This window comes from Alkalihalobacterium alkalinitrilicum, assembly GCF_002019605.1.
GTDB classification, from domain to species: domain Bacteria; phylum Bacillota; class Bacilli; order Bacillales; family Bacillaceae_F; genus Alkalihalobacterium; species Alkalihalobacterium alkalinitrilicum.
Genome location: NZ_KV917368.1, coordinates 4,019,672 through 4,041,965 on the forward strand (window position 1 = coordinate 4,019,672; position 22,294 = coordinate 4,041,965).

Here is a 22,294-nt window from a genome sequence, read left to right on the forward strand (position 1 = left end):
GGAAGGGCATGGGTAATTATTTAACTATTTAAGTGTGTGATAGGGGTAAAGTAATGTTTAATATATTGAAAAAGATGGTTAATGATGTCAAAAATCATAAAGACCTTATTCGTTATTTAACAATATCTGATTTTAAAACTAACACGGCTAGAACTTACTTTGGATTTTTGTGGTGGATTTTGGATCCTATCTTATACATGTTAATTTTTTATTTGTTAGTACAAGTGATACTACAACGTGGTGGACCCGATTATTCGGTCTTTTTATTTGTTGCTTTAATTCCTTTGAAATGGACGATAGCCTGTCTCGTGGATGCCACTAATGCTATTACGTCAAAAGCAAGGATTATTCAACAAGTTTATGTACCCAAAATCGTTTTTATAGTTGTTCGTTTAGCTGTTAATACGTCAAAATTCCTGATTAGCTCCGTTGTTTTATTTACTTTCTTATGGGTGTATGGAATAGATTTCACGATAAATATGTTCTATTTCTTTATCATAATAATCGTTCACACATTATTCCTTTTAGGAAGCATGATTATTTTGGCACATATGGGTGTCTACTTTAAAGATATAAAGAACATGATGCAATACGTAGCAAGAACTTTATTTTATATATCTCCAGTTATGTTTTCCATAACGGATGTTCCAGAGCGCCTGGCTCAATATCTTTATATTAATCCATTAACATCTTTAATCGTTTCTTATCGAAATTCTCTACTCTACGCAATACAGCCAGAATGGGGTTCACTTCTAATACTTTTTCTAGTTTCAATAGTATTACTCCTCATCGGGCTAGGTATTTTATTTAAATATGAAAAACACTATGCTAAGGTGATGTAATGACGAATCCTGTAATAGAACTAAATGACATATGGGTTTCTTATCCTGATAATCAACAAAGCCCATTGAAAAGTTTAATTAAAAAAGATAAAAAGGTATTCTGGGCATTAAAAGGCTTAGATTTCCAAGTGAATAAAGGTGAAGTGTTAGGAATTATCGGGCGTAATGGCTCTGGGAAAAGTACACTTTTAAAATTGCTAAGTGGATTGATTACCCCTGATAAAGGTGACTTCATCGTAAGGGGACAGAGGCCTGTTTTACTATCGTTAGGTACAGGCTTTGAACCTGAATTGTCAGGAATGGAAAATATTTATTTAAATGGTTTGTTATTAGGACAAAACAAAAAAGCCATCGATAAAGCGTTAGAAGAAATAATTGAGTTCTCTGAATTAGGAGAGTTTATTTATAAGCCAGTACGAACCTACTCGTCTGGTATGAAGTCGAGGCTAGCCTTTTCAATAGCCATTACACTAGATCCCGACATCTTATTAGTGGATGAAGTATTAGGTGTAGGGGATGCGGCATTCCAGCAGAAATGTAAAGATGCGATTACTGAAAAGATTAAGCAAGATCGAACAGTCATACTAGTGACTCACTCTTCTAGCTTAGTAAAAAGTATATGTGATCGAGTCGTTTGGATTCATCTAGGCGAGCAATTTGCCGTTGGTGATACAAAAGAGATTGTTACAAAATATGACCAATTTATGTACGGTAATAAAAAATGAATATTCTAATGCTACTCTTTAAGGATATTCACTACGATGCAAGGGTGCAAAGAGAAGCACTAGCTTTAGCGGAAGCAGGCCATTCAGTATTTATTGCTTGTGTACAAGAGTATCAAGAGGATCCGCCGCATTTTCATAACAATATTTCGATTATTCGAGTATCACTATTAACAAAAAGTATTAAGAGAAACTTATCAACTGCTAATAATAAACATCAAAAACCAAGTGCTTTAAAACAAATGGCTTTCAAAGTGGTTCGAAACCCATTTATTAAAATTGTAAAAGATCTCGGTGCTTATAATGAGTTTTATAAAAAAGTAAAACACTATATAGATGCATCCAACTTGAAAGTCGATGTAATCCATTGCCATGATTTAAATGTATTGTGGCAAGGCTCTCGTCTGGCTGAAAAATGCCAAGCGAAATTAATATATGATTCACATGAGCTATTTAATGAAATGGCGGGTCGAAACTCCGTGGACCGTAAATTTGGATACTTGATGGAAAGTAAATTAATTAAGCGTATTGATCATTTAATTGTCGTTAATCCATATGTTGAGGATGAGTTTATGAAGATGTATGGTGAAAGACCATCTACAGTCGTGCAAAATATCCCTCACCTAAAAGACAAAGCACAATTACTAAAGAATGAATCTAGTAATTATTGGCGAGATCACTATAACTTGGCAGAAAGTGATGTCCTGCTTTTGTATCAAGGTGGACTAAACCCAGAAAGAGGAATAGAAGAGTGTATACATGCATTAGCTCTTCTAGAAAGCCAATATAAGCTTATCTTATTAGGTGAAGGACGGCAAAAACAACACCTACTTTCTCTTGTAGAAAAGTTAAATATTCAAGACAGAGTCTTTTTTCATGAACAAGTTCCAAGTGATCAGATATTGTGGTATACCAAACAAGCAGATATTGGGCTAGTCATGTATAAGAATACGTCAAAAAATAATTATTTTTCAACGCCGAATAAGATTTTTGAGTATTTACTAACAGGGATTCCTTCAGTTGCTTCCAAGCATCCAGGAAAAGCTTATGTAATTGAAAAAGAAAAAGTCGGGGTTTGTGTTGAGGAAACGCCTGAGGCTATAAAAGAGGGGATCATTTACATTAGTAAAAACTATGAGCAATTTCAAGAGGCATGCTTGATGAAACGAGAGTTTTACTCTTGGGATCAAGAAAAGCAGAATTTAATTGAAGTTTATCGAACCCTCTAAGTAACAAGTTATAACATCCTAATACGAAGGGAGGGTATACGTTTGTTTAAAAAAATATTTAATGGAATAAAGCGGGTAGTATTCCGTAATAAGGAATTAATTAATAGATATGGTGAGAATAACAATAAAGTATGCATGGTTGTTTGGAATACTTTTGAAACAGATGCAAGGGTGACAAAAGAAGCGAAGAGTTTAATTAAAGGTGGAAAACAAGTAACGGTTGTTGCTGTTCACCAGCCAAATCGAACGAAAAGAGAAGAAGTGAAAGACGGGATACATATCGTAAGGGTAGATCGTAGTATCCGAAAAGCGAGTGATTCTGTAAGTAATCAATCTACTGCGAAGCAATTCAGGCCAACACAAGCAAATGTGAAGTCGAACACAAACAGCAAAACACCGCAAAGACGATCGGCGAACCCACTTAAAATGCTTAAGAAATATTTGGTGTTTGTACCGAAGACGGTTGTTAATGTACGTTTCTTCACAAATGCGTACCGTCAAAAAGCAGGGGTATATCATTCGCATGATCTAAATACGCTTATCCCAACATTCTTAGTATCAAGGTTAAGAGGTGCTAAATTAATCTATGATGCACACGAAGTATCTACAGATCGAGCGGGCTGGAAAAATATATGGTTCTGGGAAAAGGTAGAATCATTTATCATAAAAAAAGCAGATCAGGTTATAACAACAAATGAGACGAGGGCTAATTTTTTTAAAGAACGTTATAATATAAAAAAACCATGGATTATAAGAAATGTACCACCTTATGAGGAACTTCTAAATTCAAATCGAATTAGAGACGAATTTAATATTCCAAATGATGAACCGATTATACTATATCAAGGTGGTATTCAAAGAGAACGAGGGATTGAAAATATGGTTAAAGTCATTCCCCGTGTGAAGAAAGGCTGTTTCGTATTTATCGGAAACGGGGCCTTAAAACCAACGATCATGGAGTTAGCTCACGAATTAAGCGTCAATGACCGTACAATTTTCGTCGGTGCGGTTCCAAATGAAATTTTATTAACGTACACTGCATCTGCTGATATCGGATTACAGTTACTACAGGACACATGTTTTAATCATTATTCGGCTTGTTCGAATAAAATTCACGAATATATTATGGCGGGGATCCCAGTGGTTTCCAGTGATTTACCTGAAATGAGACGGTTGATAGATACAACAGACACAGGGATTTTAGTAGATCCTGAAAATCTTGAAATGATCGCTGACGCTATTAACCGATTACTAAATGATCATGATCTGTATCAACGACTAAAAGAGAATACAAAAGAAGCAGCAAAGTTACATCAATGGGAAAATGAAGAAGTGACCTTACTGGAATTATATAGATCCTAATTGAAGGAAGGGGTATTTTTATCATGAAACTTTGTGTAATGGGCTTAGGTTATATCGGTTTACCGACTGCGGTAATGTTCGCAAAGTATGGAGTTGAAGTGCTTGGAGTCGATGTAAATGAAGCAGTGATTAAAAAATTGAAAAATAGAGAATTACACATTGAGGAACCTGGCTTGGAAGAACTGATGGCAGAGGTTATGGATACTGGCTTATTGAAGTTATCTACTGAACCAGAGCATGCAAATGCCTTTATCATTGCTGTTCCGACTCCAATCAACCGTGATAAAACGGCGAATTTAGATTATGTTAAAGGCGCTACAGAGATGATTACCCCTTTTGTTCAGAGTGGGAACTTAATAATTCTGGAGTCGACCGTTCCACCAAAAACTGTTGAAAATGTAATGATCCCAATATTAGAGAAATCTGGATTGGCCATTGGTAAAGATTTATTTATTTCGCATTCTCCAGAACGAGTGATGCCTGGGAATTTATTTGAAGAATTAGTTTCCAATGATCGTATCGTGGGTGGAATTAATGAGCGCTCTTCACAAATGACAGTCGAACTTTATAAACGGTTTGTAAAAGGGACAATCCATGTAACCGATTCAACCACTGCGGAAATGGTTAAATTAATGGAAAATACGTATCGGGATATCAATATTGCATTCGCCAATGAGTTAGCAAGAATTGCCGAAACAGTGGGGTTTAATGTGTGGGAAGCGATTGACCTTGCAAACTGTCATCCCAGAGTGAATATCCACAAGCCTGGTCCTGGTGTGGGTGGGCATTGTATTGCAGTAGATCCTTGGTTCATTATTGAACAAGCACCAATGGAATCTAAGCTGATTTCTTTATCAAGAGATATCAATGAAACAACTCCTCATCATGTAAGTGGTCAGGTTGAAGAGCTTGTGAAAGATAAAGATCAACCAGTCGTTACGTTATTGGGGTTAGCGTTTAAAGGAAACATAGATGATATGCGTGAAAGCCCATCACTTGAAATTATTGATAATCTCAGTAAAAAAGAGTTGCAACTCAAGATTTTTGATCCACATGTTGTTGAAGAAATGGATGGAAAAGTAGCAACGATTGAAGAAGCCGTAACTGGTTCAGATTGTGTAGTCATATTAACAGATCATCACAAGTTTAAAACATTAGATTATCAAAAAATAAAAGAGTTGATGAGAACTCCAGTCATTTATGATACAAGAAACTTATTGAATGAAGAGGAATTAAAGGATTACGGATATATATATAATCCAATTGGAGCACCAATGAAAAGAACAAGGTATGTATAGAAGAGGTGAGGAGTTTGACAATGATGTATGAAACCTATTACAGAAAATATGGTACTCATCAAGAACAAGAAAACCTTCGAGAGAGAGTCCATTGGATCTGTGAACAAGTAGATGGACAGCAAGTTCTAGATGTTGGCTGTAACCAAGGCGTTACTTCCCTTCTGCTTGGCAAAGAAGGTTTTCATGTTGTAGGTATTGATGAAAATAAACAGCTTATTGATTTTGCACAGAGACAATTAAACAAAGAAAGTGAATACGTAAAGAGCAGAGTTCAATTTATCTTTAATGCACTTCAGCAACAGGAATTCAGCCAATCTTTTGATACGATTATTTTAGCTAATATTTTAGACGAGGTTACGCGTCCTGAACAGCTATTAGAAAAAGTAAAGCAGTGGTTAAACCCAGATGGAAAGTTATTGATAACAGTCCCGTTTGGCTATGAATTAGATAAAAACCATAAACGATCGTTTTATTTTTCAAATTTAGTAGATCTCTTCGAGGAAAGTGGTATTTATTTACAGGAATCGAAGGTTGTAGGAAATGCCATAGCGATTAGCGCGTCTATTAAGGCTAGAGATATCGATTTAGATGTTTACAAACTTTTATATTTAACTGAAGAGTATTTAGATCAATTGATTAAAGAAACAGTTAATCCAAAAGAAAAAGGTCAAAATTACCAAAACTTCTTAAATAAACAAAGTTATGAACAAGTAGAAGTGATACAACCAGAAGGAAACGAAAACACAAATAAGAAATATAATGAACTTTTAGATAAATACAATACAATCAGGCAAGAAAGAGATAACAGACAGAGGCAAATTGAAAAGTTAGAAAAAAGCATTGTTGATCAGAAGAATACACTTCGATTTAGAATGGGCGATGAAATCGCTAGTGCCTTGTTAAAACCAAGCTTCCGAACGTTATTTTTACCATTTACCATTACAAAAATGATGCTTGAAGGAGCTCAAAATGTAAATGCTCGAAATAATAGAAAAAAACGCAAAAAAGGTAATCAACCTCAAGTAAGAAAGAATGTGTCGACCAATAATAATTATGGTTTAGCGGGTCGTGATCGAGAATTAAATAAAATAAAAAGTTTTAAAAGCCATACATTAACGAAACAAAATCGTCCAGATGTGAAGGTCGCGTGTATATTAGACAATTTTAGTTATGAATGTTTTAAATATGAATGTACTCTTGAACAATTAAGAAGAGAAACATGGGAAGAACAAATTGAACAATTAAATCCTGATTTTCTTTTAGTCGAATCGGCTTGGCATGGAGTAGACATGACGTGGAAGTTCATGTTGACGGATATCCAAAACAAAGAAGAATGTGCGATACGTGACCTTGTCAATTATTGTAAGACAAAAAACATACCAACCGTATTTTGGAATAAAGAAGATCCACCAAATTATGACCACTTTATTGAGACAGCTCGATTGTTTGATGTTGTTTTCACAACGGAAGAAAATGTAATACCAAAGTATAATAAAGACTTATCTCATAATAATATTTTTGCTTTACCGTTTGCAGCTCAACCGAATGTGCATAATCCAGTGAATATTAACTTTAAAGCGAAGAATAATGTCGCTTTTGCGGGATCTTGGTATGCTCAAAAGCATTTTGAACGTCAACAAGATATGGACTTAATTTTAAGTGGCGCTAAAAACCACGGGTTACATATATTTGATCGCTTTTTTAATTTCACTGAAAATGATCGTTATAAATTCCCAGAAAAATTCCAAGAGCATATAATTGGTTCTTTAGATTATGAGGATATGGTCAAAGCGTATAAGATGTACAAAGTATTTCTTAACATCAATTCTGTAAAAGATAGCTCCACGATGTTTTCGAGAAGGGTTTATGAACTGTTAGCTTCGGGAACAAATGTAATAAGTACGTATTCTAAAGGAATTCAAGAATTATTTGGTGACATCGTTTCATTATGTGAAACCGAAGAACAAGTAAGTAATCAAGTAAAGCTTTTAATCAATAACCCTGAAATAAGTGAACGGTTAAGCTTAATCGGAATTCGTGAAGTTTATTCAAAACACCTATACAAGCACCGTTTCCAAACGATATTGGAGAAACTAAATATTAATATAGACGAACATGAAGAAGGCGTGTCCGTTGTTACATGTACAAATCGCGAGAACTTTTTAGAAACTGTATTTGAGAATTTCATTTCTCAAACGGTTGAAAAGAAAGAGCTTGTTATCGTATTAAACAGTGATGATATGGCTATCGAAAAGTGGGAAGAAAAGGCCCAGGAATATAACGACCATAAAATTACAGTACTCCAGTTACCAGAAGACAAAACACTGGGAGAGTGCTTGAATTATGGAATAGACAATTCCACCTATGAGTATATTGCCAAGTTTGATGACGATGATTATTATGCACCGAATTATTTACAAGATGCACTACATGCATTTACGTACTCTGGAGCTGATTTAGTAGGTAAGAAGACATTCTTAACATATGTTGAAAGTTATGGTGCGATTGCGGTTCGAACCATTAATAATGAGAACAAAATAACCGATTTTGTTCATGGTGGAACGTTAGTATTTACAAGAAAGCTCTATGAGGATGTTCGGTTTGAAGCTAGAAACCGAGGTGAAGATACGGCCTTCTTAAGAACAGCACGGGAAAAAGGGTATAAAGTGTATTCAGCGAATCGATTTAACTTTGTGTATATGAGAAGTGCAAACCTTGAACATCATACGTGGAAAATTGATGAGACAGAATTTATGAAAAACTGCAAAATTATTGCTTATACTACTGACTATAAACCTCATGCCACAGTTTAGCCGATTCTTTTAAAGGAGTTAAAAAGCTAACGTTGAAAACTAATAAGCAACTTTTGAAAGGTGTAAAGTACAAATTAAATCGTGTTTCGGTAAATAACCGAGGCACGATTTGTCTTATTTTAGTCAAAAAAGGAGTCTTCTTCCAGTTTGAGAGTATGTGGTTTCTTACTTATCTGACTTTGGGGAGGTACTCTTTTTTTATGTCTTGATAATCTAGTATGACCAAATTTGAATTATGCGACTGACAAAGATACAGCTTTTTCGTTTTAGTAAATCTAATTACCTAACGAAATATATTTCGATTATGGTAGTATGTTTCGACACAAACCTTTAAAACTATTATCTATAAAAATATGACTTTTTGTCCAAATTTAGTTTTTTTTAGGTTTTTTTCTATAATTATGTAGAGATCTAGTGGCAATATTTATATAATGAAATCTGTAGGATGAAATTATATAATTGTCCTTGTGTTTAACACAACAAATGGAGAGGAAGCGATTATGAATCAATTAAAACTATTACTTGTTTATAGTTTAGTATTTTTACTCGTTCTGTCTGGGATAGTTCCAAGTAGCGGTAAAACATCAGCACAAAGTAGCAGTGCTTTTATAATGGAAAATGGGGAAATAAAACGGCACACATTAACGATTGATCGACGTGCTTGGGATTTTCGCTCGATATTTAATAGTACTTTTATGAAAAGTCCTTATGTAAAGAGTGTCACAGACACTGGAAGTACATTTACAGTAAATGGTGGCGGCTGGGGACATGGGATTGGTATGAGTCAATTTGGAGCGTATCAAATGTCGACGGAAGGCCATTCATATCAAAATATATTAAATTTCTATTATCCAGGTGCACAAATCACTACGGAACAAAATAGAAATGTTAATATTCGACTGTCGAATTATTTAGGAAATAGAACAGAAGTGCCGGTTTTAGTAACTGGTGAATATACGATAGATGGAGTTCAAACATTAAATGGCTCGCATAACTATTCTATTAAAATAGAAAATGGATTGCTTGCTTTATATAGAGGAAATGAAAGAATTAGAACAGGAAGTACATTGAATGCTGTTCCTAAAGAGTATGGGGCTGATAACGTTATTCGCATTAATGGTCGCCCATATATAGGTACAGTTCGCTTTGCGATAGAAGGTGGGTTCATTCGCCCAGTAGTAACACTTCAACTTGAAGATTATTTAAAAGGTGTTGTCCCACACGAAATGTCAGCTGGTTGGGGGAATCATGGTGGCTTAGAAGCGTTAAAAGCGCAAGCCGTTGCTGCTAGAACGTATATTTTACGCTTTGGTTCAGCAACCGTAACGGATACACAAAGTCATCAAGTATATGGTGGACATGTTACTTTTGCAAATACGAATCAAGCTGTCGATTCAACAAGAGGAGAAGCTCTTAGACACAATGGTGGTTTAATAGAAGCTTTATATTCTTCTAGTAATGGTGGGAAAATTCTCTCGAACACAAACTCTTGGGGGAGTGGATTAATTCCGTATCTTATAACAAATGATGACCCATATGATTTGAGAAGTGGCGGTTTAGGAAACGGAAATATTAATTGGAACTTTTCACTTCACAAAACACAAATTGATCTATCTGGGAGAAATCTATCAAATCCAGGTCAATGGTGGAGCGAAGTCAGTGAAAGAGATGTTACTTTAACGAACAATATTAAAACATGGATAAGAAATCAAGGCTTAGTAGACTCTCATTACGAGATGAAAATAGTAGGAATAGATAATATTTCTTTTACTACGAACTTCACTAGTAATCAACGTATTAATGGCTCGATGTCTGTATCCTATATTCTAAGAGATACAAATGAACCACTGTATAATTTAACCCTTACTTCATCTACCCCTTTGTATGATCAAATAGGGGGTTCGCCTCGAAGTGAGGTTATCAACCCGCAAGTCGTAACGGTGTACCAAGAAAGTAATGGTTGGTATCAAATTAATACGTGGTTAGGTAGAAAGTGGATTAACCCAACGTTTGCTATTGAAGGTGAACCGAATTCGGTTTCGCAAAGGTTGACGTTAACTCAAGATACTCGACTGCATGACGGTCCTTTTGCAGGTCAAAGACGATCAGAGATCGTTAAACCACAAACAGTAACAGCAATAGCCGAGTGGAACGGTTGGTACCAAATCAATACATGGTTAGGACCTAAATGGATTAATCCAACAAATGTATTAATCGGGGAACCGAATGTTATTAATGAACGATTACTCCTAACTACAGATACACGTTTACATGATCAACCGTTAGATAGTGCAAGACGCAATGATAGTGTCAGACCACAACAAGTGACAGCAACAGCCGAGTGGGATGGCTGGTATCGAATTAATACGTGGCTAGGACCGAAGTGGATTAAATCAAGTAATGCGACTGTTTGGTCTCCAAATAATGTATCTGTAAGGATTACATTAACTGAAGATGTACGTTTGCATAACCAACCGCTAGCCAATACAAGTCGAAGTGAAATCGTTCGACCACAAACCGTAACAGGTATTCAGGAATGGAATGGTTGGTATTTAATAAATACTTGGGTTGGACAAAAGTGGATCAAACCAAATAATGCAATTATTGGTGAGCCAACACCAATTTCAGAACGAATTCGCTTAACAGAAGATGCACGTTTGCATAATTCCCCATCGGAATCATCAAGAAGATCAGAAGTAGTCCGACCACAAACAGTAACAGCAGTTGCTGAATGGAATGGCTGGTACTTGATTAATACGTGGGTTGGGCAAAAATGGATCAAACCAAATAATGCAATGATCGGTGAACCAACGCCAATCTCTGAACAAATTGTATTGACTGAAACGGTGCATCTGCACAATTTACCGTTTGAAAATACAAGAAGATCAGAAGTAGTCCGACCACAAACAGTAACAGCAGTTGCTGAATGGAATGGCTGGTACTTGATCAAAACTTGGGTTGGAGATAAGTGGATTAAACCTAGTAATGTAACATTTGCAAGTAGTAGTATTGTTGTTGAAGAGAAGGAAGAGGAAAAAGAAGAAGTAATTGAACCAGTTGAGGAACAACAACAGGAAATCGATAACAAGCCAGAGGAAGTTAAGCAGGAAAAAGTTGAACAGATCAATGAAGAAAGTAAGCAATCAGAAGAAGTTGAGTCTGTAGAAGAAGAGCTGGCTAATGATGAACATGACCTGTTAGAAGAAGAGGAACCAGTAAAAAACGACGAATGATTATAGAAAAAGCTTTGTTAAAAAAATGATCAAGTTGTTATGAATAGAAACTCGAAACATATACGGTCTCGTATATGTTTCGAGTTTTCAAAAAATATTACAACAACTTGAAGTAGTTTTTAGAAGCAAATTGAGATGGTACTAGTGTAGCACTTGAGTTTGCTAGCTAGTACCATTTTTCTATACATATGGAAGGAGGCTCGGAATGTATTATAAAGACGTCCTAGTAAAAAAGAGTTATCTAATTACCTTTTTATTCATTATGATTGTTGCATTTATGGCGGTTACCTCACCTAGTAATATTTCTGCAAATACAACTGTCGAAATTAGAGAACGGTTAACATTAACAGAGCCCACTCATTTACACGATTCTGCATACTCCACTCGACAAGTCTCATTAATACAACCACAAACGGTAACTGCTACAGCCCAAAATGGTAGTTGGTTTCGGATTAACACGTGGCTTGGTCCGAAATGGATTAATCCAAGAAACGCTGTTCCATCAGAAATAACAGCGACTTCCAAACAATTGACTTTAACGAGAACAACATCGTTGTACAATCAAACGATGTCCAATACAAAAATAAGTTCTTCAGTGAACCCACAGACCGTTCGAGTAACTGGCCAGTGGGGAAATTGGTACCGAATTAATACATGGTTAGGATCAAAATGGATACAGCCAGTCGATCCAAGACCTGCTAATGTTGAAACCGTTTCTGAACGATTAACATTAACGGAAGTAACCCGACTATACGATCAGCCATTTTCAAATAAGCGGATAAGTTCTAGTGTAAACCCACAAACCGTAACAGTTACAGGAAAATGGGGAGAATGGTATCGAATCAATACTTGGCTTGGAGCAAAGTGGATCAAGCCAACCAACGCAGTTCCTTATAATATAGAAGAAATCAACAGATCTTCCGTTTTACTCCAAACAGCGCATCTGCATAATCAGCCGTTGGCAGGGTCCAAAACATCTACGACCGTTCAACCTCAAGTGGTAACAGTGACAGGTCAATGGGGAGAATGGTATCGAATTAATACGTGGCAAGGTCCGAAATGGATAGAAGGAAGAACGATTTCTTCGACACCGATTACAGAAATATCGCAACAATTAACTCTCGAGCATGCGGTTCCTCTTCATAACCATCCGATTACAAGCACGAAGCAAAACAATGAAGTAAAGCCACAGACAGTTAACGTCATTGCGAAATGGGGAGAATGGTATCGAATCAATACGTGGTTAGGTCTGAAATGGATAAATCCAAATATAGTCGTCATTTCACAAACCGAAAAAAAATACGGAATTGTGAAGGTGAATAGCACATTGAATGTCCGTAGTGGTCCAGGGTCATCCCATCCAGTCATCGGTGCATTAGCGAATGGTACGAGTGTAACGATCATAAATGAGTTAAATGGCTGGTACCAAATTGAATTCTCGAATCATAACGGCGCTGCTTATGTTTCGGCAGATTTTATCGAAATACAAAGCCATTCTGCAAATGGGAAGTATACTGTGTTCATTGATGCGGGACATGGGGGAACCGACCCAGGTGCTCTAGGAAGAGTCAGTACAGAAGCCAATCTTGTCTTGAGCATTTCTAATAAGATAATTAATCTACTAGAGAATGATCCGACGATTAATGTTCATTATTCTAGAAAAGATGATAGTACTGTCGCATTAGGTGATCGGCCCAAACTAGCAAACGCAGTAAATGCTGATCTATTTTTATCAGTTCATGCAAATGCAGCAACTGGAACAGCAACAGGGACCGAAACCTGGATGTCAAAAAGTATTGACCGGCCATTTGCTGAGATCGTTCATCAACACTTGATTAAAGCTACTGGACTTAGAGACAGAGGATTGAAAACAAGTAGTTTTAGAGTATTAAGGGATACAAATATGCCAGCAGCCTTAATAGAAGTTGGATTTATTGATAATCCAAGTGAAGAGACGCTACTTTTAAACAATAACTTTCAAAATAGAGTTGCAACTGCAATGTATAACGCAATTAAAGAATACCTTGAAAAATAGAATAGAAGGCACACCAAAAAAACAGGTACTGTATTGATTTACAGCACCTGTTTTTTTTTGTGTGCTGAAAATAATATAGCAATTCTGAGGGACGTCCTTTGAGTAAAATAGTAAATAACAACTACAATTTTTAAAACTAGTAAAAAAATATAAGAAATTAAACTGAAGTTACATGTTTTTACAAAAAAATTAAATATTTTCCTGTATAATAAAATTACTTTTATTTATCCTACAAAACTACTAATTCTTTGGGTGGGTGATATGATGAGAAACATTGCAGTTATTATCGTTTTATTAGTTAGTTTTTTAATTGGTATGCCGCATGAAGCAGAGGCATCTAACCAAGGACAATTAATTATTATTAACAAGAGTAATAATCAACTAGCCTTTTATGATAATGGTAAATTAGTAAGGACATTTAGTGTAGGTACAGGACGGGATAATGCATTTACTCCAGAAGGTACCTTTAAGATTGTTAATAAAATAAAAAACCGTCCATATTATTCTGGAAATATACCAGGCGGTGATCCAAGAAATCCACTTGGTGACCGTTGGCTAGGTTTAGACGCAAGAGGTACATATGGAACAACCTATGCTATTCATGGAAATAACAACCCTGCTTCAATTGGTAATTATGTAAGTGCTGGCTGTGTCAGAATGCACAACCATGAGGTTCGCTGGCTATTTGATCAAGTAAAATTAAATACAACAGTAATCATTACGAATACCAACAACACATTTGAACAAATTGCGAGATCTCGTGGTTATCAAATAACGCAAGGGCAAGCAATCAATAAGACCATTACAGTGTTAGAAAGAACACATTTATATAATCAACCAAATACGAGTAGCAGAACTTCTGCTGTATTAAACCCTCAATCGGTCAGGGCAACTGAGAAACTATCAAATTGGTATAAAATCAATACATGGATGGGTCCGAGGTGGATTCCTTCTAATAACACGATTGATGGTACGATCAAAAATATTTCACAAAAATTGACATTAACCGAAAATGCACGTCTACATAATCAACCGATTGCTAATACGAGAAGGTCTGAAGTTTTACGTCCTCAAATGGTACAAGCAACAGGAGAATGGAATGGTTGGTACCGTGTAAACACGTGGTTGGGCTCGAAATGGATTAAACCGTCGAATGTAATCGTTGGGGAAATTAAATCAATCTCGCAAAAAATAACATTAACCCAAAATACATACTTGCATAACCAACCTTTTACAAACACAAGAAGATCAGAATTACTACGTCCGCAAACTGTACAGGCAACAGGGGAATGGAATGGCTGGTACCGAATTAATACATGGGTAGGACCAAAGTGGATTAAACCGTCGAATGCGATTGTAGGAGAAATTAAGCAAATCTCGCAAATTATAACATTGACGCAAAATACGTACTTGCATAATCAACCATTTGACAATACAAGAAGATCAGACTTGTTACGCCCGCAAACTGTACAAGCAACAGGAGAATGGAATGGCTGGTACCGAATTAATACATGGGTAGGACCAAAGTGGATTAAACCGGCGAATGCGATTGTAGGAGAAATTAAGCAAATCTCGCAAAGTATAACATTGACGCAAAATACGCATTTGCATAATCAACCATTTGCAAATACAAGGCGATCAGAAGTGTTAGGTCCACAGACGGTACAGGCAACGGGAGAATGGAATGGCTGGTACCGAATTAATACATGGGTAGGATCAAAATGGATTCAACCAACTAATGCAATTGTAGGAGAAATTAAATCGATTTCGCAAAGTATAACGTTAACGCAAAATACGCATTTGCATAATCAACCATTTGCAAATACAAGGCGATCAGAAGTGTTAGGTCCACAGACGGTACAGGCAACGGGAGAATGGAATGGCTGGTATCGAGTGAATACGTGGTTAGGATCAAAATGGATTCAACCAACTAATGCAATTGTAGGAGAAATTAAATCGATTTCGCAAAGTATAACGTTAACGCAAAATACGTATTTGCACAATCATCCATTTGCAAATACGAGAAGGTCTGAAGTTCTTCAACCTCAGACTGTTCATGCGATAGGCGAATGGAATGGTTGGTACCAAATTAATACATGGATTGGTCCCAAATGGATTAAAGTAAATTAATAGAAAAGGAAAGTAAAGAACCGAGTAGATCATCTACCGGTTCTTTAGTTTGGTTATTTATAAGGGGAAAAACCGACAAAACATGACCAAGTATCCATAAAATTGTTAAAAAGAACTAGAAATTGTTGGTTTTTATAGTATAATTGTTAAGTATGTAAAATATATGGAAAAATCTAAAAAAATGTCAAAAAAGGAAGTGTGAAGATGGGGAAAGCATCATTCAATAGGCTAATTGCCGTAATGTTAGTCGTATTTTTATCATTACAACACTTACTGCCTATTGGAACGGTATTAGCAATAAGTGCTACGGATTCCTCGGTAAAAACAGAGATTGAAACTGAAGCCGAAGCACTCATTTCTAGTGAAGAAGAAGTAGATAAAAAGTTAGAAGAACCAACACCTCAAGAGATAGAGACTAAGGAACAAGAGGTGGACGAGGAAACCTTAAAGAAAGAAGAACAAGATAAAATAGGTGTCCAAGCTGAGAAAGCTGCAGAAAAAGTTGATAATACAGAAGAAGCTGAAACGGTAGAAAAAGTAGAATCCGTTGAAGAAGTAGAATCAAGTTTAGTAGAAAGCAGTGAAGAAACGGAAACACCGAAAAGACAAGGTACTACAAAGCGAGATACTGGAGCATTCTCTGCGTTAAATAATGATTGGATGATAGCAGATCTAGATGATTTAGATTTATCCGAAGGGCAAACGAAAGCACAATATCTTGTAGAAGCTCTAGTTGGTTCTGGAGTTGTTGTAAAAAACATTAAATATACAGGTGTCGACAGATCGGCTGGTTTTTTTATAACGGAAGAAGATATTATTGGCTTTGAGAGTGGAATTATTTTAAGTACAGGAAGTGTCCATAACGTTCAAGGACCCAATACAGTCGATGACATTTCAGCCAATAATGGTTTACCAGGAGACCCAGATTTAAATTCACTCATTCCAGGCTATACAACATATGATGCGACAATATTAGAGTTTGAATTTATTCCTACATATGATGAAATCTTTTTTGAATATGTGTTTGCTTCTGATGAATATAACGAATACGTAAATAGTTCATTCAATGATGTTTTTGGTTTTTTTGTAAATGGGCAAAATGTTGCAACAATTCCAGGAACAGATACACCTGTTGCAATAAATACAGTCAACGGTGGAAAACCTTATGGAACCAATGCCAGCCATCCTGAACTTTATAGAAATAATGACCTGAACGATGGCGGTGGAGATATCAACACGGAAATGGACGGTTTAACAGTAGTCCTTCCAATTAGAGCCAAAGTAAAACCGAATCAATTTAACACGATTAAGCTAGCTATCGCCGATGCAGGAGATCATATTTTAGACTCGAATGTTTTTATTAAATCAGGAAGCTTTATTGGGCAAGCAGGGGTGATGTCAGGCTTAGGAGCAAAAGAAAACATTAAAGGTCAACAGCCTAATTACCCAGAGAAAACAGTCGGTGAACCTGTCATTGATCCGATTGATAGTGCAACAGGAGCCCAAGTCTTATATGAAACTCTATTAACGGTTAACGGTGCTTTTCCATTAACATTCGATGTTCTTTATAATTCTTTACTGTTAGATGAAGGAATGATGGGAACAGGTTGGACGAATAATTATGAAATGAGTATTCAAGAGTCAGAGGGTGGAATTGTTAATATCCTCTGGGATTCTAATCGAATAAACACATTTGTTGAGATGGATTCAGGTGGTTATACTTCACCAGATGAAGCATTGAAACATTACAACTTAACGAAAAATAATGATGGTAGCTTTACATTAGAACATAACAATGGTGAAAAATATGAGTTTAACGCAGATGGGCAACTAGTGCAAAAGTACAATTCCTATCAACAAGTATTAAATTATTCTTATAACGAGTCAGGACAGTTAACGAGTGTCACGGAGCCCATTTCGGGACAACAATTACATTTTTCCTACAATAATGCAGGTTTGTTAACGACGGTTGCTGATAACGTAGGGAGAGAAGTAAAGTTTAACTACGACGAAGAAGAGCTCCTCGTTGCAAAGGTAGATCCAGAACAAAATTCGATCGCCTTTACTTACAACGAAGTGAGACAAATTGTCACAGCAACAGATTCGAATGGTAAACAAATTTTTAGTAATACATTTGATGAAGCTGGTCGTGTTATTGCCCAAAAAGACTCAAAAAATCAACAAGGACAATTTGAGTATGATGAAGATATGGAAGAAGGGCGCCTAGTAACGACGTTTACTGACCGAAAAGGAAATCAAACGATCTTTACGTATAACAACCTCTATCAACTGTTAAGTCGTACGGATGAATTAGGAAATACGAAACGCTTTGAATACGACTCGCATGGAAATAAGGTAAAAGAAATAGATGAAGGCGGGAATCTAACTACTTTCTCCTATGATGACCGTGGCAATGTTACAAGTATTACCGACGCACTAGGTCGTACGACGAAAATGACATATGATGCTCGTAATAATTTGCTATCAGTTGAAAATGCAAAAGGTGATAAGCATAGCTTTTCTTATAATGAGCGTAATCAAGTAACGAAAGTAACCGATCCTCAAGGAAATAGTGTTAATCTTGAATATGATCAACAAGGCTTATTAACGAAAAATACGGCACCTAAAGGCGGCACAACGAACTTTACGTATCATCAAGGCTTAGTCCGTACCATGGTTGATTCAAATGGAAATACGACAACGTTTGAATTTGATCAAATCGGTCAACTCATCTCGTATACGGACCCGGAAAGTTATACAACGACATTTTCCTATAATAAAAATGGGTATTTAACCAAGGTAACGAACGCTCTCGGTTATCACATCATTTACAGCTATGATCAGTTTGGTAATTTAATGCAAGAAACAAACTCAAGAGGTAACACTACGAAATATGAATACGATGGGAATAATAATTTGATTAAGGAAACCAATGCGCTTAATCAAACCATTCAATTTAATTACGATGCTGAGGATTTGTTAACATCCATCACGGATGCACGTGGAAATACCACTCGTTTTAGTTACGATCAAAAAGGTAGAATAACGGGGTTAACGAATCCGCTAGACAATTCAATAACACTAGCGTACGATGCAGTAGGCAATATCATTAATGAAAAAGATGCCAATGGGAATACGGTTTCCATCGCCAACTACGATAGCGTCGGGAACATGATCGAACTAAAGAATGCCCTAGGTCATACAGAGACGTTTGAGTATGACAATGTAGACTTACTTAAGAAAATAACAACGGAGCAAGGGACGTTACTTAATATTGATTATGATGCAATTGGTAGAGCGGTTCGTTCAGTAGATGCGTTAAGCGGAGTTAGTCAGCAAGGGTTTGACTCAGAAGGAAATCAAACGTCTTTAACAGATGCAAATGGAAATACATTGCAATTTGCGTTTAATCTACTAGGAGACTTAACCTCTGTTGAGTCGGCCAATGGTCATACTATACATTATGAATATGATAATCGTGGTTTGATTAGTAAAATGACCAATGGCAGAGGACAAGAAACAACTTATGAATATGATCCATTAGGTCGTGTGATTACACTAGTTGAGCCAGAAAATACGTCTCATTACACTTATGATGAAAATAATAATATCTTAACAATAACAGACAATTTAGGTACAATAAGCTACGTATATGATGCATTTGATAGAATCATTAAGTATACCGATGTATATGGAAACATCATTCAATATGGATATGATGCTAATCATAATATAACAAAATTAACATATCCAAACGGAAATGACGTTCACTACAGCTATGATAGCGCCAATCAATTAGTTGAGGTAAGAGATTGGAAAGATCGTACAACTCGTTATTCATACGATGAAAATGGTCGATTACTAGAAACGTCTCGACCAAACGGCACGGTAGAAACGAGAACGTATAATGAACTTGGACAACTCATAGCAACTCAAGATGTTTCATCAAGTGGAGAGGTTATTAATCATTACCAATATACTTATGATGAAGTGGGTAACATCGTATCGGAACAAAATGAGATATCAATGAATATTGATATTGTCCCAAGTTCCATAACAGCTTCGTATTCATCAGGCAATCAAGTGAATACGATGAATGACCATACAATGATTCATGATGAAGATGGAAATCTTACAACAGGTGTTTTACAAGGCGGGCAAGCTGAATTTGAATATGACTCCCGTAATCGCTTAGTTTCAACAGGACATACGGAATATACGTATGATATTAACGACCAGCGTGTGGCACTAACAGAAGGTGGGGAAACGACAAAGTATGTGGTTAATCCTATTGCCCATCTATCACAGGTGCTAATGGAGACAGACTCTGAAGGTAATCTACTAAACTCTTATATTTACGGAATTGGTTTAATTGGTTTTGAAGATGAACAATTCGATTATTTCACTTATCACCAAGATTATAGAGGAAGTACGACGGCTATTACAGATGAAGAGGCAACTGTTGTTGCTCGGTACATGTATGATCCATTCGGGAATATCATCGCCAAAGAAGGAAACGTGGATCAACCGTACTTATATACGGGTCAGTACGGTGTCGAAACGGACCATAACGGCCTTCTCTTTATGAGAGCTAGATATTATCAACCAGAAACACAACGCTTCTTAAATGAAGATATTGTCAAGGGGTCTGTATTATTAGGACAATCATACAATCGTTATGCATACTCTCGTAATAATCCTGTAATGTTTGTCGACCCGGATGGAGAGTGGGCCCATATTGCCATTGGAGCGGGAATTGGTGCCATAGTTGGTGGAGTAACTGCAGCGATTGCAGGAGATGGTATTAAAGATGTTGTTGCGGGCACTTTAGGCGGTGCAGTAGCAGGAGGTATTACTGCAGCAGCTGCACCAGTAGCTCTCGGTGCAGGTCTTGTAGGAGGTACAGCCATCACAGTAACTTCAGGTGCTGGAGCAGGTATTGCCGGTGAATTAACTTCTTCCTTAGTTAAATGGGAAAAACCAAAGGGAAGCGACATAGCGACAGCAGCTCTTTTAGGTGCAATCCCAATCAAAACCGGAACATCGAAGTACTTACAGAATACGAATACAGGATTGAAAAACCTTCAAAAAGGTTTAAACAATGCTCAATACGGATTAAGTAAACAAGCTCAAGCCAATGTTGCGAAACAAAAAAAATCGCTCAACAACCAATTGAAAGTAGCGAAGGGGCTTGATAACTGGGCACCAGATGTGTTTACTCATGTAACAGGTTGGGCATTAAAAGGCGGAACAGCCAAAGGAATTAAATAATGATTTTGTAAATTGTTTTTGGGGGATTTTTTATGATAACAGGTATTACGATTATTTTAACAGCGATCATTACAGGGATACTTTATAAATCGATAGAAACGGGTGTCGAGAGAAAAGCAGAGAAACTAAAACATCTCGAAATGAATAATCGGAAGTTTACGTATTCTACTATCGGTATCCTTTTAGAAGTTGTCATCTATTCAGGTCTTGGCTTGATTTGTTTTTCCGTGTTCTTTTTCGGAGAACATATCGTTCAATACGTTATTTTGATCGCTGTAGGATGTTTATTATTGTTCTTAGCCTATTATCGAGCTACTATTTTAACGAAAAAGCGCTTGGAATTGTCTAGTGGCCAAATATATTATTATTACGGAAAACAACCTAATAAAGTGTTACGAATTAAATTAAATAACATTAGCTATGTTGAGATGAATTTTTTAATGTTTCATCTTCATATGAATAATGATCAAACGATAAAACTACCCATGTTATTTAATGAATGCAGTCTCGTATACAGTATATTAAAATATCATCGCCCCCAATGAATAGAATGGTTAGACTAGACATCCTTATTGGAGAATATAAAGGAGAACGTAAAAAATGAAGAATTTCTCATTTAAACCGCTCATTTATTTCATAGTTCTATTTGCTATGTTTCTACCATCATCGGCATTAGCCGCTACTTATACCTATGATGAACTGAATCGGATAACATCTGTTACGTATAATGATGGACAAACGATTGAATATACTTATGATAGTACAGGAAATATTTTATCAGTAACACAAAACGGAGGAGCGCCAACGGAAGAGACTCCTCCTCAAGAAGAAACACCACCTGGTGAAAGCACACCTCCTGGAGAAATTCCAACACCTGAGGAAGACACACCACCTAATGAAAGTACACCTCCTGAAGAACCAACTCAGCCAGAAGCTGGGGGAAATCCTCAGGATGAAACAGTTTCAGAAGAGGATGTAAGAATAGGTGGAGGAAATAATGAAAATGATCAAGAGGTAAGAGAAGAAGTAGAAGAAGGGAAAGAAGTGGCAGGTGAAGACCACGGACTTCCTAAAACAGCGACTTCAATGTTTAACTGGATATTTGTTGGAATTATCCTTTTAGGTGCAGGTATAGCAACGATTGTAATTGTCAAAAGAAGACAGAATTTAACAGAGTAATAATTAATTAAAGAAGCTAACACTCATCTTATGATTGGTGTTAGCTTTTTCTATGAAAGGCCTTCCTACCGAGCGCCTATAGCAATATGAAAGTTTGTCGGATTGTAATAGAATAATTGATTTATTTCCCTCTTTACCTAATAATATGAAGTAGTAAAGCTGTTATTTTTCATGATATAT

Annotated in this window: 12 protein-coding genes; all 12 read left to right on the forward strand. The window is 36.3% G+C overall.

Going from position 1 to position 22,294, the window contains the following annotated elements:
• Positions 1-53: 53 nt before the first annotated feature.
• The 12 genes from BK574_RS19525 (at position 54) to BK574_RS19580 (ending at position 22,114) form a co-directional block, all read left to right on the forward strand.
• Positions 54-842, forward strand: a complete 789-nt coding sequence (locus tag BK574_RS19525) for an ABC transporter permease (protein WP_078429735.1) — start codon at positions 54-56, stop codon at positions 840-842.
• On the forward strand, positions 842-1,567 hold the full coding sequence (locus BK574_RS19530) for an ABC transporter ATP-binding protein (RefSeq protein ID WP_078429736.1): 726 nt from the start codon (positions 842-844) through the stop codon (positions 1,565-1,567). The genes BK574_RS19525 and BK574_RS19530 overlap by 1 nt, the downstream gene beginning before the upstream one ends.
• Complete coding sequence (locus tag BK574_RS19535) at positions 1,564-2,793, forward strand: glycosyltransferase (protein ID WP_078429737.1); 1,230 nt, start codon at positions 1,564-1,566, stop codon at positions 2,791-2,793. The genes BK574_RS19530 and BK574_RS19535 overlap by 4 nt, the downstream gene beginning before the upstream one ends.
• A gap of 42 nt (positions 2,794-2,835) precedes the next feature.
• Entirely contained in the window at positions 2,836-4,155 is a 1,320-nt protein-coding gene (locus BK574_RS19540) for a glycosyltransferase family 4 protein (RefSeq protein WP_078429738.1), read from the forward strand.
• 23 nt (positions 4,156-4,178) lie between these two features.
• Positions 4,179-5,453 carry a nucleotide sugar dehydrogenase gene (locus BK574_RS19545; RefSeq protein WP_078429739.1) on the forward strand — a complete coding sequence of 425 codons (1,275 nt, stop codon included), beginning with the start codon at positions 4,179-4,181 and terminating at the stop codon, positions 5,451-5,453.
• A 20-nt stretch (positions 5,454-5,473) separates the two neighbouring features.
• Complete coding sequence (locus tag BK574_RS19550; RefSeq protein ID WP_078429740.1) at positions 5,474-8,266, forward strand: glycosyltransferase family protein; 2,793 nt, start codon at positions 5,474-5,476, stop codon at positions 8,264-8,266.
• Positions 8,267-8,766: 500 nt separating this feature from the next.
• Positions 8,767-11,499, forward strand: a complete 2,733-nt coding sequence (locus tag BK574_RS19555; protein WP_078429741.1) for a SpoIID/LytB domain-containing protein — start codon at positions 8,767-8,769, stop codon at positions 11,497-11,499.
• 205 nt (positions 11,500-11,704) lie between these two features.
• Positions 11,705-13,534, forward strand: a complete 1,830-nt coding sequence (locus tag BK574_RS19560) for an N-acetylmuramoyl-L-alanine amidase (RefSeq protein WP_078429742.1) — start codon at positions 11,705-11,707, stop codon at positions 13,532-13,534.
• 264 nt (positions 13,535-13,798) lie between these two features.
• The gene (locus BK574_RS19565; RefSeq protein WP_078429743.1) at positions 13,799-15,664 is read left to right on the forward strand and encodes a L,D-transpeptidase; all 1,866 of its coding nucleotides are present in this window, start codon (positions 13,799-13,801) and stop codon (positions 15,662-15,664) included.
• A 204-nt stretch (positions 15,665-15,868) separates the two neighbouring features.
• On the forward strand, positions 15,869-20,935 hold the full coding sequence (locus BK574_RS19570; RefSeq protein ID WP_078429744.1) for a choice-of-anchor L domain-containing protein: 5,067 nt from the start codon (positions 15,869-15,871) through the stop codon (positions 20,933-20,935).
• Between the two features lie 32 nt (positions 20,936-20,967).
• Positions 20,968-21,480, forward strand: a complete 513-nt coding sequence (locus BK574_RS19575; protein WP_078429745.1) for a hypothetical protein — start codon at positions 20,968-20,970, stop codon at positions 21,478-21,480.
• A 55-nt stretch (positions 21,481-21,535) separates the two neighbouring features.
• The gene (locus tag BK574_RS19580; protein ID WP_142247998.1) at positions 21,536-22,114 is read left to right on the forward strand and encodes an LPXTG cell wall anchor domain-containing protein; all 579 of its coding nucleotides are present in this window, start codon (positions 21,536-21,538) and stop codon (positions 22,112-22,114) included.
• Positions 22,115-22,294: the final 180 nt, after the last annotated feature.

Coding starts and splice junctions, on each gene's coding strand:
- BK574_RS19580 (WP_142247998.1), top strand. CDS start 21,536: ATGAAGAATTTCTCATTTAAACCGCTCATTTATTTCATAGTTCTATTT.
- BK574_RS19570 (WP_078429744.1), top strand. CDS start 15,869: ATGGGGAAAGCATCATTCAATAGGCTAATTGCCGTAATGTTAGTCGTA.
- BK574_RS19555 (WP_078429741.1), top strand. CDS start 8,767: ATGAATCAATTAAAACTATTACTTGTTTATAGTTTAGTATTTTTACTC.
- BK574_RS19530 (WP_078429736.1), top strand. CDS start 842: ATGACGAATCCTGTAATAGAACTAAATGACATATGGGTTTCTTATCCT.
- BK574_RS19550 (WP_078429740.1), top strand. CDS start 5,474: ATGATGTATGAAACCTATTACAGAAAATATGGTACTCATCAAGAACAA.
- BK574_RS19535 (WP_078429737.1), top strand. CDS start 1,564: ATGAATATTCTAATGCTACTCTTTAAGGATATTCACTACGATGCAAGG.
- BK574_RS19525 (WP_078429735.1), top strand. CDS start 54: ATGTTTAATATATTGAAAAAGATGGTTAATGATGTCAAAAATCATAAA.
- BK574_RS19565 (WP_078429743.1), top strand. CDS start 13,799: ATGAGAAACATTGCAGTTATTATCGTTTTATTAGTTAGTTTTTTAATT.
- BK574_RS19545 (WP_078429739.1), top strand. CDS start 4,179: ATGAAACTTTGTGTAATGGGCTTAGGTTATATCGGTTTACCGACTGCG.
- BK574_RS19575 (WP_078429745.1), top strand. CDS start 20,968: ATGATAACAGGTATTACGATTATTTTAACAGCGATCATTACAGGGATA.
- BK574_RS19560 (WP_078429742.1), top strand. CDS start 11,705: ATGTATTATAAAGACGTCCTAGTAAAAAAGAGTTATCTAATTACCTTT.